The 19109-nt window shown below is 44.0% G+C and carries 16 protein-coding genes and 1 riboswitch; of the genes, 8 read left to right on the top strand and 8 right to left on the bottom strand.

From position 1 onward, the window contains the following. Positions 1-92: 92 nt before the first annotated feature. A riboswitch (glycine riboswitch) is annotated at positions 93-212 on the bottom strand. Between the two features lie 608 nt (positions 213-820). Together AC3CH3_RS08545 and AC3CH3_RS08540 are read left to right on the top strand one after the other, a co-directional pair. After that, entirely contained in the window at positions 821-1555 is a 735-nt protein-coding gene (locus tag AC3CH3_RS08545; protein ID WP_019820347.1) for a chromosome segregation ATPase, read from the top strand. Positions 1556-1817: 262 nt separating this feature from the next. After that, the gene (locus AC3CH3_RS08540; protein ID WP_488536953.1) at positions 1818-2105 is read left to right on the top strand and encodes a hypothetical protein; all 288 of its coding nucleotides are present in this window, start codon (positions 1818-1820) and stop codon (positions 2103-2105) included. Between the two features lie 101 nt (positions 2106-2206). On the opposite strand, the gene AC3CH3_RS08535 is transcribed toward AC3CH3_RS08540, so the two are convergent. The 6 genes from AC3CH3_RS08535 to AC3CH3_RS08510 form a co-directional block, all read right to left on the bottom strand. Continuing rightward, positions 2207-3748 (bottom strand): alanine/glycine:cation symporter family protein, encoded by a 1542-nt coding sequence (locus AC3CH3_RS08535; protein ID WP_146489951.1) that lies wholly within the window; start codon positions 3746-3748, stop codon positions 2207-2209. A gap of 581 nt (positions 3749-4329) precedes the next feature. Then, complete coding sequence (locus AC3CH3_RS08530; RefSeq protein ID WP_019820702.1) at positions 4330-5502, bottom strand: ABC transporter permease; 1173 nt, start codon at positions 5500-5502, stop codon at positions 4330-4332. Then, a complete protein-coding gene (locus AC3CH3_RS08525; RefSeq protein ID WP_488536952.1) occupies positions 5499-6800 on the bottom strand; it encodes an ABC transporter permease in 1302 nt (433 codons plus the stop codon). Before AC3CH3_RS08525 ends, AC3CH3_RS08530 begins: the two co-directional genes overlap by 4 nt. Positions 6801-6807: 7 nt before the next feature. Further along, entirely contained in the window at positions 6808-7782 is a 975-nt protein-coding gene (locus tag AC3CH3_RS08520; protein WP_019820704.1) for an HlyD family secretion protein, read from the bottom strand. Positions 7783-7785: 3 nt separating this feature from the next. Then, positions 7786-9243: a TolC family protein gene (locus AC3CH3_RS08515; RefSeq protein WP_488536951.1), complete on the bottom strand. Its 1458-nt coding sequence runs from the start codon at positions 9241-9243 to the stop codon at positions 7786-7788. 215 nt (positions 9244-9458) lie between these two features. Then, complete coding sequence (locus AC3CH3_RS08510) at positions 9459-9686, bottom strand: hypothetical protein (protein WP_009846577.1); 228 nt, start codon at positions 9684-9686, stop codon at positions 9459-9461. Between the two features lie 617 nt (positions 9687-10303). Here AC3CH3_RS08510 and AC3CH3_RS08505 point away from each other — a divergent pair. From AC3CH3_RS08505 to AC3CH3_RS08480, 6 genes are all read left to right on the top strand, one after another. After that, a complete protein-coding gene (locus AC3CH3_RS08505; protein WP_488536950.1) occupies positions 10304-11956 on the top strand; it encodes a sensor histidine kinase in 1653 nt (550 codons plus the stop codon). A gap of 69 nt (positions 11957-12025) precedes the next feature. Continuing rightward, complete coding sequence (locus AC3CH3_RS08500) at positions 12026-12721, top strand: response regulator (RefSeq protein ID WP_019820707.1); 696 nt, start codon at positions 12026-12028, stop codon at positions 12719-12721. Positions 12722-13131: 410 nt separating this feature from the next. Next, a complete protein-coding gene (gene zwf, locus AC3CH3_RS08495; RefSeq protein WP_029405316.1) occupies positions 13132-14634 on the top strand; it encodes a glucose-6-phosphate dehydrogenase in 1503 nt (500 codons plus the stop codon). Continuing rightward, positions 14631-15347 carry a 6-phosphogluconolactonase gene (pgl, locus tag AC3CH3_RS08490; RefSeq protein WP_488538169.1) on the top strand — a complete coding sequence of 239 codons (717 nt, stop codon included), beginning with the start codon at positions 14631-14633 and terminating at the stop codon, positions 15345-15347. Before zwf ends, pgl begins: the two co-directional genes overlap by 4 nt. Before the next feature lie 29 nt (positions 15348-15376). Next, positions 15377-16825: a decarboxylating NADP(+)-dependent phosphogluconate dehydrogenase gene (gene gnd, locus AC3CH3_RS08485; RefSeq protein WP_017059712.1), complete on the top strand. Its 1449-nt coding sequence runs from the start codon at positions 15377-15379 to the stop codon at positions 16823-16825. Between the two features lie 416 nt (positions 16826-17241). Then, complete coding sequence (locus tag AC3CH3_RS08480; RefSeq protein ID WP_010438513.1) at positions 17242-17655, top strand: VF530 family protein; 414 nt, start codon at positions 17242-17244, stop codon at positions 17653-17655. Positions 17656-17772: 117 nt separating this feature from the next. On the opposite strand, the gene AC3CH3_RS08475 is transcribed toward AC3CH3_RS08480, so the two are convergent. Further along, positions 17773-17964, bottom strand: coding sequence for a hypothetical protein (locus tag AC3CH3_RS08475; protein WP_017059711.1), 192 nt, complete (start codon positions 17962-17964; stop codon positions 17773-17775). Positions 17965-18199: 235 nt separating this feature from the next. Beyond that, positions 18200-18958, bottom strand: a complete 759-nt coding sequence (locus AC3CH3_RS08470) for a sulfite exporter TauE/SafE family protein (protein WP_488536949.1) — start codon at positions 18956-18958, stop codon at positions 18200-18202. Between the last annotated feature and the right edge of the window lie 151 nt (positions 18959-19109).

The following is a 19109-nucleotide window of genomic DNA, read 5'->3' as shown; positions in this document are numbered from 1 at the left end:
AGGGAAGGCAGTGCAGATCACAGGGATCGGGAGCACTACTTAATACATACGGATTTCTAGATAGAATTCTTTTGTTAATTAAGGCTGTTGCTTTCCACTCCTCTGTCCTTTTGCCTGAGAGTTTCACTTAGCGAATCACTTATAGATAAGTAACGGGCACTAAGCTTGCTCCTTCGGCGACCGATCTAACGGTTCTCTCCAGAGGTTCCTCCAACGACAGTCCTCACTTTTCTGGATTTCTCCAGCATAAAGCACCTGAAAGATTTACTTCTTCGGCGGGTCAATCTAACTAAATGTTAATATTTAGTTAAAAACCACTCTCCTGCAGTCTTCATCGGAACAATTACCTAAATAATTAGGTAATCTGTAGGCGTATCCTAGATCATATAAAATGTGATGTCAGCTACAAAATATCTGTTTGCACAAATGTTGTTCAACTAAATGATCAAACAACGCGACTCTGACGTAACTTGCTTATTTAAATGGTATAAAATAGGGAAACAAGGAGGAGTTATGACTCGACTAATAGCGATTGTTTTTTTATTGGCTTTGGCATTTGTATTGTTTCGTTACCGGACCAACGAAAAACTGCAAAAATGGGTAGTGATAGTTATCGTTAGCAGCTTCCTTTTGTATACTGCCAGCTTGATGATTTCGGAGCTAACTCGTTAGACCGTCTGTGAGCAGATGGGGTGAACGTGTTAGTAAAGCTCAAGTGCTTGTGACTTGAGCGACAGGTTTAACTGAACCTACACAATCAGTATTGGTATTAGTACCAGTGACCGCGTAACGTTAAACATATTTTTGGGAGTACCCGCTAGTGAACCAGCAATCTGGACAAAGCGAACAAGATGAAGTGGTTGTTATTGAAGAACGCGATAAGCGCAGTCAGCTTTATATCGGCATTGCTGCGGTTATAGGTTTAGCTCTTGGTGGCTTAATCGGTTCTACAGTGACGGCTTCCAAGTGGGAGTCTACTTATCAGGTACTCGAAACTCGTTATCAAGAAGTGCGCGACAGCAAAACAGAATTGATGACGTCGGTTGAAGCTAAGGTGGCAAAAGTCGATACCGAGATCGACGCCAAAGTAGAAGTTGCGCTAGCGAAACAGGCTGAAGAGCATCAAAAAGAGCTCCAAGAGTTAGCGAAACAATCTGCGGTTTTAGAGAAGGCAAACTACTCGTTAGAGCAGCAGTTAAACGAACAAAAGCAAACGCTAGACAAAACAGAGCAAGATAACCAAAAGCTAAACCGTCAGGCGGATATGCAGTCGACCTTGTTTGAACGTTCTCGTGAACTGTTCCGTAAAGAATTACAAATATCTCAAGAACTTGAAAAGCTTGAGAAAGAAAGAGACGAGCTTGAACAGAACCTTGGTTCACTTAAGAAAGCGTGTGATGTGTTCTTAGATGGCACATCATGGGATGCGAAATCTGACGCGTGTGAGAAACAAGATAATGCCAACTCTAGACTGAGTGATATCAGACAGATGATTGAAGTCCACACCATGGATCTCAAGCAAATCAAAACACTTACTGAAGAGATGGGTTTATAAGTCGAAGGCTTTACCAACCTAACGTTAGTTTTGCACTAAATATTGAAACGCCCACATCACACACGTGATGTGGGCGTTTTGCGTTTGTCGAGAGTATAGATCCGGTGCTTTCTCATTATTGATTATTTGCGTGTTTTCATTGTTTGCTTAGATATTTGTGAATAGTTACGTATATCCACAATGATATGTTACTTGTTGTCTATTAAATGACTTTGCATAGATATTTTCAGATCAGAGTCGCTGCATAATAGTGTTGTTCAGGATGAACACGCAGTCGATTGCTAGCTCGCATTTGGCTGCTTTGACGACAAGGGATGGAGTGATGCCAGAGTATCTTTGTGAGAACTGCACCATAGCTTATTGTTTCGATGATTGTCGCTCTCCATTAGCGCAAAAAGAGATGATCGAAGTAGAGGAGTTAGTTCGTCGTGTCGAGGTTGAACACGATGATGAAAAGAGTGAAAAGGGCGAAAAGAGTGAGCAGGGCATTGAGGATAGCAACTCGCCTAATCATTCAGATATAAAAAATCCCCACAAGCAAAGCTGGTAGGGATTTTAGGTTAATTGCAGTACTGTTCTCGCTTTCTCAAGCAAAGGGTCTTACAAAAATTTTTAGAACAGTGTTATTTGACGATAAGCACTGAAGAGAAGTTATTTCTCGTAAGTTTTGATTTCGCCAGATTTCACGCGAGCAACAAATGATTGCAGTTCCTTCTTCACAACTGGCATCAAGAAGTACAGACCAAGAATGTTGAAGATAGACATTGCAAAGATAGCCGCGTCAGAGAAGTCGATTACCGCGCCAAACTGAATCGTGGCACCAATAACAACAAACACACAAAACATCACTTTAAAAATCAGTTCCGTTGTTTTGCCTTCACCAAATAGGTAAGTCCACGCCTTAAGACCGTAGTACGACCAAGAGATCATTGTCGAAAACGCAAACATGATTACCGCAAGAGCGAGTGTGTATTTAAATACTTCTGCAGTTTCAGTAAACGATGCTGCAGTAAGTGTTACACCCGTTAAACCAGAACCATCGAATGGACCTACATTTAAGCCAGCGATAGTGATAACCAATGCTGTCATTGTACAAATGATTACCGTATCAACGAACGGTTCTAATAGTGATACTAGACCTTCGGTGATTGGCTCTTTTGTTTTAACCGCTGAGTGAGCGATAGCTGCTGAACCTACACCTGCTTCGTTCGAGAATGTTGCACGCTTCAAGCCTTGGATTAACGCACCAATGAAGCCACCAACGACACCTTCACCAGTAAATGCACCTGTAAAGATTGCGCTGAACGCAGGACCAACTTGATCAAGGTTAGAACCGATTACAATCAGAGCCATACCGATATACAGAGCAGCCATCCAAGGAACAACTTTTTCCGTTACCGATGCGATAGAAGGCATACCACCAACAATCACAGAGAAAACTAAAGAGGCGAGTACAAGGCCAGTGATCACACCGTATTCACTTGGTACATCAAATGCGTAAGTTAGCATCGCGTGTGCTTGGTTAGCTTGGAACATGTTACCGCCACCCAATGCACCTAAAATACACATCAGTGCGAAGCCAATAGCGAGCACTTTTCCTAGTCCACCTAAACCTCTTTCACCAAGGCCTTGGCTTAGATAGTACATTGGACCACCCGAAACAACACCTGAAGGTAGGATAGTTCGGTATTTCACACCTAAGGTACACTCACAGAACTTAGAAGCCATACCCAGAAGGCCACACAAGATCATCCAGAATGTCGCGCCAGGACCGCCAATCGCAAGTGCAGCACCCACACCGGCAATATTACCAAGCCCAACAGTTCCAGAAAGCGCGGTTGTTAACGCTTGAAAGTGAGAAACTTCCCCTTCGTGTTTGGAACTAGGGTCTGTGTACTTACCTTTAATAATGTCTATTGCCATCCCGACACGTTTAAATTGAACAAAGCCAAAGTAAACAGTAAAGATAATTGCAGCGAGCAATAGCCAGCCAACAATTATTGGAAAGCTTGCTTCACCTACAGGGACGCTTTTAAATATCAGTCCAACGAACCAACCTGTGTATTCGTTGAAAAATCCATCAACACTTTGACTTAAGTTACTGATAGCTTGATTAAATGATCCTTCTTCTGCAAATGCACTGGAACTAAATAATAATATAAACCCAAAAAATAATTCACGTAAGTTTTTCATGGTTTTCCCTGTCTTTTTTATTAAATTATGTTTGTTGCTGTTGCTGTTGCTGTTGCTGTTGCTGTTGCTGTTGTGTTTGTTTTCTATTTGCTTTGTATATTCCAGTAACTTATCCACTTCATTCGACGGCAACATAAACGGTTGTAGCTGGGTCGAAAAACGAAATAAATATAAGTACTGATCTTGCTTTATATGTATATCCTTTTGGTATGTGCACCAATAAGACTATGGTATTCGGGCTACTAAGCCCTACTGATAATCCTATACATAAAAATAATGCCGACAAAGAAATTTTTACAATAAATTTACAATTGTTCGGGTTTTGTCATCATTTGGGAATAAGTCGATGCTTTTTAGGTTGAGAAAAGCATATGCAGTAGCTGTTATAGAGGCGAATGAAGTAGAATTCAGAGTGATGGGTAATGGGGTTGTAAGGGGGGACGTAGGGGAGTTCGAGTATTCGATATGTTTAAACATTCGAAGGCTGAAGGTGTCTTCGATTCTGAGGATATTAAAAAAGCCCTTTATCAGAGCTTTTTTGATGAGTGGAAAGCATGACTACTTTCCGCTAGAACATAAGACTAAACGGCTCGATGACTATTGCTATTGCCAACCGTGCTTTTGCTGGATTTGTGGTAGAGCTTAAGTGCCAATAACGAACCCCACAGCAAAACTTGTCCCCAGAGTAATGTCCATTGAGACGCCACTTCTTGCCAAGATGCACCCATCTGATTAAGTGCTAAGAAGCCTTGGATAGCCGGTGTGCTTGGGAATAGCTGTGATAATAGAACTAACCATTCAGGCATCATTTCAACTGGCCAGATAAAACCTGAAGAGAAGATCAGTGGCATTGAACTGATTAACACTACAACCGTGACCAGCTCTCTTCGCGGCACTAACTCACCAATAAAAATCCCGATCAAACAGCTGGCCAGTAAGAAGGGCAGAAGTAAGGTTAAGATCTGTGTTGTTGAGGCGAGCTGGTTTATCCCATACATCGAAAAGCTAGCGCCGAAGTAGTACATCGACAACAAATAATAGATGCCGACTAAGGTACAACAGCGGGCAAACATCAGTTTCGCTGGAGAGGTTTTGCTCCAGTAACCAAATGTCGATTGAGCGTTTTGGGTTGCACCCACTAAACCTGAAGCCATGGCTAAGGTTTGTTGCAGGATCAACACAAAGACGGCTGGAACTACGTAATCGATGTATCCCATGCGACTATTAAACGTTGGTTTCAGGTTCAAGCTGAATGCACTGTAGCCTTTGGCTGCCGATTCTAAAGGCACACCTTCGACCAGCAAATGACTGACCTTAACTTGCGCAGCTAACGTACCTCCTGCTTTGGCAAGCCCTTCAACAATGGTTCCGTAGACCAAGAAGTAAGAAGCATCACCAGCGTAAGAAAGCGTCGGGCTCTTACCGAGCAGCAAGTCTTTATAGAAATCTTCTGGAATGACGAGGAAGCCGCCAATCTCTTGGTTAAGCACGGCTTGTTTTGCATCGGCGATGGTGGAATCTCGACGAACCAATTCGATTTGAGAGGTGGCATCCACCATTCGTTCTAATTGGTAGCTGCTTTGACTCTTATCCAAGTTCACAACCGAGGCTTTCAGTTGTTGAGGGACTTGATTCGCGTAAGGCAATGGATACAAGAATGAATAGAAGACCACACCACCAAATACCGTAAGAAGCACGACAGGGTTGCGAAGTACCGCTAAGAGTTCTTGTTTGAGCAGTTGAGTAAAGCTCATCGTTTTACTCCTTGTTGTGCTGATGCTTCTGGCTGTGTTGACGGCGTTGTTTTTGCTGATATAGCTGTTTTTGTAGCTGGTTCTGCTTGTGCAGTTAGAGCTGATTGCGCTAAGTGTTTCTTAATTAACAACATCACCACCAAAGCAGGAACCGCGTACCACAACATAGAAGATAGGCTGACCAAAGACTGTGCTGCGCTCACACCATAACTAGACTGTCCTGTTTGTACTTCGATGTAATGACTCACAGGCAATAAGCTTCTCCAAATTTGAGCAGCTGTGTTCATGTCTGTTACTGGAAAGGTAATACCCATGAACGCAAAACTTGGTGCCGTAAACGCGCCAGCGAAACTCATCGCCCTCGCTGGGTCAAGTGTTAAGAAGAAAAACAAACAACCCATGATGATGCAACTAATCACGGTAAGCAGTTGGGCAATGGTCAATGCCACAAAGCTGCCGTTAAATGGCCAGTCTAAGAGTACATAGAACCAAAAGCTAAACGCGATACCAAACATCAAAAACAAGACAAGGTAGGGCGCTAATGTTGATGCGAGTGACTTCATAGGGGCGTTGGATAACCAAGCGTGAAGCCCACGAGCTCTAACGTTCGCCGTCAAAACCAATATCGTGCCCACCACAATCATGATCTGCCACAGTGCAGGAATAACCGCAGACACCAAGAACTGAGCATAACTGGTGTTCTTGTTGAACAGTGGCGTGATCTGGCTTTGTACCGTTACTGCTTGGCCTAATGCGGATTGCACCGTGGTATCACCGTGTGACAGCTGTTTAACGACTTCAAGTTGTGCGTTAAAAGTCCCTTGAGCCTGCAGCAACGCAGAGTTCACCAGCTTACCGATTAAGATAAATTGGCTGTTATAGAATACAGACACTTGCGGATTCAAGCCGAGCAGAAGGTCTCGGTCGAAGTGCCTTGGTATCACAACATAACCATAGATATCACGTTCGATCATCGCTTTCGCCGCATCACTTGCAGAGCTGTATTTCTGAGTGACTTGCAGCGTTGGTGACGCATCAACAAGACGTGTGAACTGTTGCGAGATTTGACTGTGCTCAAGGTCGACAACTGCGACCGGTAAGTCACGAGCGATCCCTTGTGAAAAAATCAGCCAGATATTGGCAGCAAGCAACAAAGGAATCCAAGTTAGGCAAGACAACAACCATTTGTCTTTGCGGACAATCGCCCACTGCCTAAGCAAGGTATTCTTCGCTCTATGATGCTCAGTTGATTGCGAGCCTCTAGATTGCGATCCAGGATATTGAGAGTTAGCAGACATAAGTCACCTAAAGCTCAACCACTAGGCTCATGCCCATACGCAGTGTTTCGCTCGTATCGACAGGGTGTGCTTCTACTTCAAAAGTACGTAAATCGAAGCCTTGTGCTGCGTCTGTTGAGCGCCAAGTTGCGAAATCACCCATTACGGCGATGTGAGTCACTTGGAAAGTTAATGATTTATCCAGAGCCGGTAGGTACGCCTCAAACTGGCTGCCTTTCTCGAAATGCTTAAGCATGTCTTCACGAACATTGAGCACAGCCCAAGCATCCTTGGTGTCGATAACAGTTACAACAGGGAAGCCTTGTGGTGCAAGCTCTCCACTGCTCAATAGAACCTGAGATACTTCGCCATTAAACCAGCTGTGGATCTGTGTGTCTTTTGCGTAAGCTTCAACTTCCGCTACCGCACCCGCTGCCATTAACGCTTTTTGAGCAGCGGCCACTTTGGTTTCGTCACGAGCGCCTTCTTGCGCTAATTGATACATTTGGAACGCAGCGCTTTCGGTGTACTTTGCCGCTTGCCACTGTGTTTTGGCTTCATCGCGTTTCTGTTCGGCAACCACACCATCGTTGTAAAGGTTGTTTACACGTTGGTAGGTTTTGTCCATCAGGTCGGCAGCTGCTTTGGCTTTTAACCATTGGTCTTTCGCAGCTTGGATCTGTTGAGTACGCGCGCCATTCTCTGCTTCTTGTGCTAATGCACCAGCGGCTTTCTGACCAGCTTTTGCTTGCTCTAGCTTCGCATCAATCTCAGGGCTAAGAAGAGAGAAGATCAATTCGCCTTTTTCAACTGAATCACCTTTACGCACGAATATTTCATCAATTCTGCCAGGTACTTTCGATGAAATGCTGTATTGCTGCGCGTCGATTTGACCTTGAAGCTTAACAGGCTGAGGTTGATAAGCTTGGTAGAAACTGTATCCGACCCAGCCAATAACGCCGATACCAACTAAAGATAGAAGAAGGGGCTTAATAGGTTTCATGAATTATCCTTTTGACTGGCTATCAGTGTCTGTATTTGAGTCGAAATCAGACGGAACAGAAGAGGTTAAGTAACTTGAGTAAGCATTCATTTCGCTGGTTAGCGCTAACAGCTTGTTGAGAGAGATTAGGTATTTGAATCGCGCAGCCGATTGCTGGGTTTTAATGCTCGCAAGATAAAGCTCGGCATCAACCACTTCTAATGAATTAGAGAGACCTTGTGTGAAGGCTTTTTTACGAAGCAATAGATTTTCCTGAGCCAAAGACAAGCTCGAGTTTAGGCCTTGAACCTCTTCAATTGCTTGGTTTGCTTCAAGGTAAGTTTTTTGTACCAATACGGTTAAGTCTTGCTTGGCTTGTGACTTAAGGAATTGCACCTGTGATACGGCACTGTGAGCGGCGGCGACTTTGTCGGAACGGCCTGAAGTGTCAAGCAGTGGTACATTCACACCAATGCCAACCAACCAATCAGGTTTCATTTCACTGGCTAAAGAGTCATCTTCATACAGGCTGTAATCACCATAAAGGTACACCTCTGGGTAGTATTTACCTTTCTCGGCTTTAATTAAGCTGCTTGCTTGTTTCTCTTTTGCATCAAGAATCTTAAGGCCGGGATAGGTCATGAGTGTCTGGTCAATGAACACGTCCATATGAGGCAGGTTCTTATTGATAAACAGTTGTTCAGAGGGTTCTACACTTTCACTTTGACCAAGGATCTGGGTCAACGCCAATTGCGCAATTTTAAGATCGTTCTGAGCTTTCGTGCGCTCTACAATCGCTTTATCTAAAGAAGCATCGGCTTGCAGGCGTTCTACTCGGGCTATTTGCCCTTGCTGTTCAAGCTTAATGGCGAAATCACGATGCTGAGTTAAGCCTGCTTCCACGGCTTGACGCGTTCTCACGACGTCTTCCGCTAAGATCACCGAGAAGTAATACTTACTTAAGTCTTCGTAGCGAGCTTGCTTCTCCATTAAGAGTTGGCTTTGCGCTTCTTCGCTTTTACCTTCAGCGGCATTTTGCGCAGCGGTTATTCGACCACCAGTGAAGATAGGCCACACCGCGCGAATGGAAGAGCTAAAGATGTCTTGTTCGGTAATGGTAGAGGTGATGCCACCGAGAGAGGAAGTTAACCCAGGTAACACGGCTCCAATACCAGACAAACCAGCTGGTACGCCGCTCAAGCTATCGGCAAACTGTTCACCATTAATCGTCACATCACTATCAAGGTGCGTGTAGTTAGCCCCTAAGGTAATAGAAGGAAGATTGAGGCTACTTGTTGAGTTCTGAAGGTGTTGATAACGTTCAACGTTGGCTTGTTGAGCCGCAAGTGAGTTGTTGTTTTCTTGCAATATTTGCCACGCTTCAGAAAAAGTGAGCGGAGCTGTATAGCCTGGCGAAGCCATAGTGCCGAGAAGCATACTGGCGATCGCAAGGTATCGGAATTTTGGTTTGGTCATCTGCATTAAATACCAATTAGAGTATTAACTCTAATGTTAACAGGGCAATAGTCATTTGTCTTGAATAGATTGTCTCATATGAATAGAAATCCTCATAACTCGTTAATCAAGTGTAAATAAGATTGAGTGGCGTGATTATCAAAGATAAATGAAACTTAAAAAGCACGCAGAAGCGTGCTCTTTAAGTTCAGTATAGAAGTGTTTTTACAAAATGAAGTGGCTTATTTAAAGCTAGGACAATGGTGATCGGCTCGCCATACCAATTGTCTTGAACCTTGCATTGTTTGTAATAAATCTCTACCTGACATTTGCGGGAATGCTAACAATACCTTGAGATCGAGTGGGGAGGTGCCATCTTTCTCATAGGCTCTTACGTGAGTAAAAGTCGATTGTAAGTGTTTGAACAGCATGGTCTTAGTAAGACAAATTCCAAAATTATCGCGTTTCATTGCCTGGTTTCCTTTTCAACAATGTTTATACGTTATGTTTTTAATCCTGTTTCTATTGGACGTTGCCACTGATCGATACTTCCTGCTCATCAATGTTTTATTATTGGGCGCTGCTTTATCAGGCACCTCTGAGTTGTCATGCTGGCCGATAGTGTAAATAAGGATGTGTGAATGAGGTTAGATAGATAACCTGTTTGTTCAGCAACCGTAGCGGCGAGCGTGCAACTTTTAGTTATAGATACGTCCAGTGAGTGAAGAGTTGTTGTCTTTTTGTTAACCGAAATTTCGATTTAAAGCATAGTCTGCAAATCATGACTGATGGCTTGGCAACAATAAACTTCTTCATATGCAACTATTATAATTGTATTTATTTTAAACAACCTAAAAAACACCTAAAAGCTTAGTGATCTAGCTCAATATTTATTCGTTTATTTTGATTTTTAAGCTAATCCGTTCTAAAAGCGAACGATTAATCGAGGTGAACAACGTAAAGGATTATCAATTAATAATCTGCTCAATTATTTAGTTGAGTAACAGTCACAAATTCGCGTACGTAGAAAGGTCATCTAATTAACTTAGTGTTAACATTGCTCGTCTAACACTAGGGACGGTGGAATATGAAATGGAGTAGTATCAGCTTCCGTAAAAGGCTGCTGATTATCATGACAGTCACTGGTCTTGTTGAACTTTTGATACTTTCAGCGGCTGGGTTTTATTATATCAAACAATCTCAAGAACAAGAGATGGGTTTGAAAGCGTTAGGTGTTGCTGAATTTCTGTCTGAATCGCCACTTGTCACCAGCATTATTCAAGAAAATGAAACGATGGACCCTAATGGCGCTCCCTACGTTCTGTCTGAAGAAACTCAAGTTAAATTTCGAAACCTTACCCAGCTCATTGGCGCGGCGTTTATCGTTGTGGGAGATGACAAAGGTATCCGCCTGATTCACCCTTATGATGACCGGCTTGGTAAACCAATGCGCGGTGGTGATAACCAAAAAGCATTGGTGTTGGGTGAATCTTATGTGTCGACGGCCGAAGGATCACTTGGCTTCTCTGTCCGTGGGAAATCCGCGGTTAAAGACCCACAAGGCACTGTCATTGGCGTGGTGTCGGTTGGCTATTTGTTGGACTTGTTACAAGACCGAATCGAACCTTATTTAGCCTTTTTGATTGTGATGGCGTTGCTGGTGGTTGCGGTCAACGCTTTGATTTCAAGTTATGTATCTCGCCGTTTTCAACGCGCTATTTTAGGCTTTGAGCCCGAAGAGATCGGCCGACTGTATGTCGAGTTAGATGTGACTATGAGTACCGTGAAAGAAGGTATTCTGAGTATCGATAAGCACGGCATTTTGCGTTCAATTAATAAGAGTGCCTGCGATATTTTATCGATAGACAGGGATAAAGCACTTAATCAACAGCGCCTTTCTGATGTATTGCCAGGCAGTGATTTAGAACAACTGTTATCAACGGGCGACACTGACCACGATGTTGAATTGTATTTGAACAATAAGCGAATTATTGCTAACCGCAGCCCGATTATAGTGGCTGGTGAGGTGGTCGGGGCGGTATCGAGTTTCCGATTACGCGATGAAATCAACGATTTAACAGACCAACTCTCACAAACTAAAGAGTATGCAGATCTACTCCGTTCACAAACCCATGAACATCAAAACAAGCTTAACACCATCAGTGGCTTGATCCAGATGGGCGAGTTGGACTCGGTACAACAACTGATTGGCCAAGAAACAGAACATTATCAAAGCCTTATCGAGTTCTTGCGTGAAACTGTTAAAGACCCGCTCATTGCAGGTATGCTCCTTGGTAAAACGGAGCGTGCGAGAGAAATTGGTTTAGAGCTCAAGGTCGAAGAAGGCTCAAGACTTGAAGCGCTGCCTAGCTGGCTGAATGCGGATGACGTTGTCACCATTCTTGGCAACCTGATCGATAACGCCTTTGACGCCACTATGACGGCTATTAAGCAAGAAGGGCAAATTGCTCCAGCTCGTCGGGTGATTGAAGTTTCAATCAGTGATTTTGGTAATGAAATTATCGTAGAAGTAGAAGATAAAGGGTGTGGTTTACCGAAAGACTTGGCCACCAAAGCACTCACCGAAAAAGGCGTATCGAGCAAAGCGAAGCAAAATCGCGGTGTAGGTTTGTATCTGATAAAGCAACTGGCAGACCGATACCAAGGGCAGCTGGAAATGGTCGACAACCACGATTTTGGTACACGAATGACGGTTTATTTACCAAAAGAAGAACAATAATAATTAAGCACGAAGTGATCTTGCGAAGATCATCGTGACGGAAAAAGCATGGTTAAAGGAAGAACATAAATGAACGCAATCACGAGAGTCATGGTCATTGAAGATGATATTGCGATTGCAGAGCTGCACCATCGTTATTTAGAACAGATGGGTGGCTTTGATGTGGTTGGCATCGCGACCACACAGTCTGAAGCCTTAATGCAGCTTGATATTTTGAAGCCTGACTTGGTGCTTTTGGATGTTTATCTGCCGGATGGGTGTGGGCTCGATATTCTCAATCACGTTCGCGGCAGCAATCAAGGCTGTGATGTTATCTTGATTACCGCGGCACGCGACGTCGACACTTTGCAGCAAGCAATGCGTGGCGGAGTGGTCGACTATCTACTAAAACCTGTAATGTTTCCTCGCTTGGAAGCGGCGCTGAAAAAGTACCAATCACAGCAGCAAGAATTTGAAAGTGTGTCGGATTTGAACCAAGGTTTGGTTGATAAAATGCTGCAAGCCAATGCGAAAGCAGACTCGGCTAAAGTATCGACGTTACCTAAAGGAATCGATGGTGTAACGCTCGATAAGATTCGTGCGATATTTCAACAAGCTGACGCGACGAATATTACGGCTGATGAAGCGGGTGAGCGCATTGGTGCAAGCCGAACCACAGCCAGACGTTACCTAGAATTCTTGATCACGACGGGTGAGTTAGTCGCGGACTTGAATTACGGTACTGTAGGTCGCCCGGAACGCTGCTACAACAAAGCGCAAAGATAAACACGACACCATCAAAATAAATATAAAACCAGTTGAATAAGCTGGTTTTTCCTTTCTCTCCCTTTCCCATTGCCCACTCCGCCGACCAGATACCGTTCTTTCTTGATTACAATGTTTGAGAATGCCGATTTGCTTCTCCCTCGGTCCTAATGAACTGAGCTATCGATTAGAATTTGTTCGAAATGAGTCAATATTTAATCGATTGCTTTCACAGTGGTTGATGTAAATCAAATAGTCATAGACAATACTGTCCCGAATAGAGGTGATAGCTTTCACCCTCGTTTACCAAACGCATTCTCAAATTTAATAGGCGCTTACTATTGATGTAATAGTTAAGACCTATTATCTATTTTCGTATGTCGCTGATACCTTTGGCGAATACTAAAAACCTTGTTTTTATAGGAAAGATGATGGTAATACCTGAAAACAGCAGCATCGTTATTTTTGGTGCGTCGGGAGATCTAACTTACCGTAAGTTAATTCCTGCTTTGTACCACCTGTATGCTAGCAATCAACTACCAGAATCCTTTGCGATTCTTGGAGTGAGCCGTACTGAGTACAGCGATGAGTCTTACCGTGAGAAGCTGAAGAAGTCTCTTCAGGAAATGGAAAAAACTGAGCCAGAGACGCTGAATGCATTTATTGAACATCTGCATTACCAAGCGATCAACACTTCAGATGTAGACGACTACGCTCGTTTAGCACAACGTCTAGATAAGCTTGAGCAAGACTACCAATTTGAAAACCATAACACACTGTTCTACTTGGCAACCCCGCCAAGCCTATACGGTGTTATTCCAGCAAACCTAGCTGCGCATGGCCTGAACGATGAAACGAACGGCTGGCGTCGTCTGATCATCGAGAAGCCATTTGGTTACGACTTAGCTTCTGCTCAAGCGTTAGATGAAGAGATCCATCATCACTTCCAAGAACACCAGATCTACCGTATTGACCACTACCTTGGTAAAGAGACGGTACAAAACCTTCTAGTACTTCGTTTCTCAAACGCGATGTTTGAACCACTGTGGAACCGTAACTTTATTGAATACGTTGAAATCACAGGTGCTGAGTTCCTTGGCGTTGAAGAGCGTGGCGGATACTACGACGGTTCTGGCGCTGTTCGTGACATGTTCCAAAACCACCTGCTACAAGTGCTAGCAATGGTGGGCATGGAGCCGCCTGCACAAATTAACGCTGATTCTATTCGTGATGAAGTGGTTAAAGTGCTTCAGTGTCTTAAGCCTCTTGAGGAAGAAGACCTGCGTAAAGATCTAGTCTTAGGTCAATACACAGCGTCTGATGTTCGCGGCCAGCATTTGCTTGGTTACCGTGAAGAGCACGGTGTAGCGGATGATTCTCGTACCGAGACTTACATCGGCTTGAAAGCTCACATCAATAACTGGCGTTGGAATGGTGTTCCTTTCTACGTACGTACAGGTAAACGCTTACCAACACGTGTGACTGAAATCGTGATTCACTTTAAGAACACGCCACACCCAGTATTTGGTCAAGATGCACCAGAGAACAAACTGATTATCCGTATCCAACCGGATGAAGGAATTCAGATGAGCTTTGGTTTGAAAGAGCCGGGCGCAGGCTTCAAAGCAAAAGAAGTGAAAATGAACTTCTCTTACTCTGACTTGCCTGAAACTCAAATGCTAACGGCTTACGAGCGTCTTCTTCTTGATGCACTTAACGGTGATGCAACTCTGTTTGCTCGTACCGATGCAGTAGAAGCATGTTGGAAGTACGTTCAACCAATCTTAGACTTCAAGCAAGATCCTCAAGCACTGTTTGGCTATGCTTGTGGTACTTGGGGCCCACAGGAAGCGGATGAACTTCTGCAACGTGATGGCCGCGCATGGCGTTTCCCATGCAAAAACTTAACAGACACGGATTACTGCGAACTATGATCAATCACAAGATCTTTGCAACGCCAGAATTGGTTGTTGAAACTCTAGCAAACGAAATGAAAGCGTACAGCGAGCAGGGTAAACCTGTTCACATTTCATTGTCTGGTGGCAGCACGCCAAAAATGCTTTTCAAGCTTTTAGCTCAAGCACCATACGCAGAAGGCATTCAATGGAATAACCTTCACTTCTGGTGGGGCGACGAACGTTGCGTTGCACCAGACGACGCTGAAAGCAACTTCGGTGAAGCTAACGCGCTCTTGTTTACTCAAGTGAACCTTCCTGCTGAAAACATCCACCGCATTCGTGGTGAAGATGAACCTAAAGCAGAAGCAGAGCGTTTCGCAAAAGAGATGGCAGACGTAATTCCAACTGAAAACGGCACGCCAGTTTTCGATTGGATTTTGCTAGGTGTTGGCGCAGACGGTCACACAGCTTCACTATTCCCGGGTGCAACCAACTACCAAGATGAGAACCTGTCTGTACTGGCTTCTCACCCTGAGTCTGGTCAAATCCGTGTTTCTAAAACCGCAAAAGTTTTAGAAGCAGCAAAACGAATCAGCTACCTAGTACTGGGTGCAGGTAAAGTTGAGATCGTTAAAGAAATTCATACTACCCCTGCTTCAGAGTTGCCTTACCCGGCAGCGAAAATCCAGTCTACAACTGGCGAGACAGAGTGGTTCCTAGATTCAAATGCAGCAAGTGCTATCGCATAAGTGCGACTAGCCGCAAGGAGATATAAATAATGAAAGGTGATATCGGTGTAATTGGCCTAGCAGTAATGGGTCAGAACCTTATCCTAAACATGAACGACCACGGCTTCAAAGTTGTGGCTCACAACCGTACTGCTGCGAAAGTAGACGAGTTCCTAGAAGGCCCAGCTAAAGGTACTAACATTGTTGGTGCTTACTCTCTAGAAGAGCTAGTTGAGAAGCTAGAAGCGCCACGTAAAGTGATGCTTATGGTTCGTGCTGGTGACGTTGTAGACACGTTCATCGAAAACCTAATCCCACTTCTAGACGAAGGCGACATCATCATTGATGGTGGTAACACTAACTACCCAGACACTAACCGTCGTGTAGCGCATTGTCGTGAGAAAGGCATCCACTTCATCGGTACTGGTGTATCTGGTGGTGAAGAAGGTGCTCGTTTCGGTCCTTCAATCATGCCAGGCGGCGCAGCTGAAGCTTGGGAAGCGGTTAAGCCAATCTTCCAAGGTATCTCTGCAAAAACTGACGCTGGTGAGCCTTGTTGTGACTGGGTTGGTAACGACGGTGCTGGTCACTTCGTTAAGATGGTACACAACGGCATCGAATACGGTGACATGCAGCTTATCACTGAAGCATACCAGTTCATGAAAGATGGCCTAGGTATGTCTGCTGACGAGATGCAAGCAGTATTCGCTGACTGGAACAAGACTGAGCTAGACAGCTACCTAGTTGAAATCACTGCTGACATCCTTGGCTACAAAGATGAAGACGGTGAAGCGCTAGTTGAGAAGATCCTAGACACTGCAGGCCAAAAAGGTACTGGTAAGTGGACTGGTATCAACGCGCTAGACCTAGGTATCCCGCTAACTCTAATCTCTGAGTCTGTATTCTCTCGTTGCCTGTCTGCTCTTAAAGACCAACGTGTTGAAGCTGAAGCTTTGTTTGAGAAAACAATCACTCCAGTTGAAGGCGACAAGCAAGAGTGGGTTGATGCACTACGTCAAGCTCTACTGGCTTCTAAGATCATCTCTTACGCTCAAGGTTTCATGCTAATGCGTGAAGCGTCGAACGAAAACGGCTGGGACCTAAACTACGGTAACGTAGCACTAATGTGGCGTGGTGGTTGTATCATCCGTTCTGCATTCTTAGGCAACATCCGTGATGCGTACGAAGCAAACCCAGACATCGCGTTCCTAGGTTCTGACGAGTACTTCAAAAACATCCTACAAGGTAGCCTAGTAGCATGGCGTAAAGTAGCAGCGAAATCTCTAGAGTCTGGTATCCCAATGCCATGTACGATTTCTGCGTTATCTTTCCTAGACGGTTACACAACAGCACGTCTACCAGCTAACCTGCTTCAAGCTCAACGTGACTACTTCGGAGCTCACACTTACGAGCGTACTGACCGTCCACGTGGTGAATTCTTCCACACAAACTGGACTGGTACAGGCGGCGACACTGCTTCTACAACTTACGACGTATAATCGTTAGTTAGAATCAGTTAAGAACACGTTCGTTCTTTCAGCTATAAACTAGGAAACAAAAGGATGCCTCAGTGGCATCCTTTTTTGTTGGTTCACTGTTTTAATCAGTTACTTCGAAGTATTACTATCATTTTTGTTAACTCGAACTCCGGCTATTTGCTTATACTCAGATTGAACTTGATAGCGTATGCGTAGTTGAACTGGCAGGGTGTTGGTAATGATATTCCGGACGTTAAGTGACCAATTCGAAATTAAATTCAAAGATAAATAGGATCACAAGCATGCTTTATGCCATCATAAAGGCATAAATAAGGGCAATGGATGTAATGCCCAAGTGATTGAGCTAGAAGTGGTCAGTGATGACTGTGTTCTAGAGTAAATTCAAGGCCTTTAGTTGCCTTGAAAAAGGTAATGTTATGACTGAAGAAGAAAGAATCGAACTGCAACAAAATAACCCGCTACACGGCTTAAAGCTTGAAACCATGATTACTGAATTAGTGGATCACTATGGTTGGGAAATTTTAGATGCGGCAATGCGTATGAACTGCTTTAACACTAAGCCTACAGTGGCAAGCGCAGTTAAATACCTGAAGAAAACCGAATGGGCTCGTGAAAAGGTTGAAAACTTCTACCTTTACCGTTTCAAGCGCATGCCTAAAGCATCTGACATCGAATACCAGATGCCGCCGCGTTCACGTACATTCCGTCACGGTTTAGAACCTCGTGAGCCAATGGAACTTACGGTTGAGTCTATCCACGCTTCTCAAGCTAAAGCTGCGTCTGCATTTAAAGAGCGCCGTGGCGGTAATGGTCGTAACTTCCGTCGTTAATAAGAAGGCGTCGTTAAATAAGGCGTCGGCGATTAGTACACCTAATTAGATAAGCGAAAAACACAAAAGGAGCCTATGAGCTCCTTTTTTAATTCGTTCGATTTAAACCGTAAATGGCTAAGCTTCGCGGTTCTTTCTTTGATTCTTCCAAAGATCGGTGACATAAACGATCGCACTGACCAGTAAGAATAGCGCTGACACAGAAAACAGAGCGGGCATTTTTAGGATCCACGCGAATGTGGCAGCAAGAAAAGCGACAAAGCAAATGAGTCGACTTGATGACATGACATGACCGAGTTTAGTGTTCATAACGCCTCCTAATGAAGTCTCACTTTCGACAGGAGAATTATCCCACCTTAGGCAAAATAAAGGCTAAAAAACCGTCTAAATTGTTATCAAATTTGCTAATTGAAGGACTCGCCTCACACATTTTGGCCTGGCTATTTTATAAGTAATAGAATAGCGATATGGGCATCGAGAGGAGGAGCTTTTCGGTCTGTTTTCGGTTTGTATTTCTAGTTTGAAGACTTGTTGAATCTTATGTTCAGTTCGCATAGAAAAAGTAAGCGGTGATCAAAAAGCTAGCGATAATCACCGTGGTACGAACATATTGTTGAGGGATTCTGCGAGAGATTTTTGCTGAATAATAACCGCCAACCAATGTACCCAGTAATACAGCTATACCAGACGGCCAATCAATTGAACCATTGACGACAAAAAACACAATCGCCGCGAGTGAGGCACACGCAGACACAAGAAGCTTGATGCCATTCATCACGTTGATGTTGGTGTAACCAGCAAGTGCCAAATAACTCAATGTCACGATGCCCAAACCTGCATTAAAATACCCACCGTAGATACAGACAATTAAAAGCAATAAAGCGGAAAAGAATGCGCCAGCGCTGGTGGCGTACTTATGTTTTGCTGTAGCTTGTTTAAGCCATTTATTGAGCGTGCCACCAAACGTGAATAGCAAAGCTGCAAACAGCAGCAGCCAAGGAACGGATTGAGTGAACAGAGCTTCTGGTGTGTGAAGTAGCAAGAAAGCCCCGATACCACCGCCAATCACACATAAAGCTATAGTCAGTTTTAGCTGCTTAGTACCAGATTGAATTTCGTGGCGTAGCGCATAAGCACCACTGATGTAGCCTGCACATGATGCAAAGGTATTGGTCGCGTTGGCTGCTATTGGTGGAACACCAGCAAACAATAGAGCAGGGAAGGTTATGAAGCTGCCGCCACCGGCAATAGAGTTAAGCACGCCACCAATCACGCCTGACAAGAATAGAATCAACCAATCCATAGTTTTAGAATCCAATACGTTAACTAATTGGTTACCTTACTTGAATTTGTTATGAATATCAGCGCGATGTGTGTTGTAAAGATAGGTTTGTGAGTTTGCTACCAACTTTAATCGTTAGTTTGAATAGAGGCTCTAAATGAAAAAAGGAGCC

This window comes from Vibrio sp. QJM3NY_35, from assembly GCF_057785915.1.
Note: the sequence above shows the minus strand (reverse complement) of the source record. Positions and strands in the feature narration are given on the sequence as shown.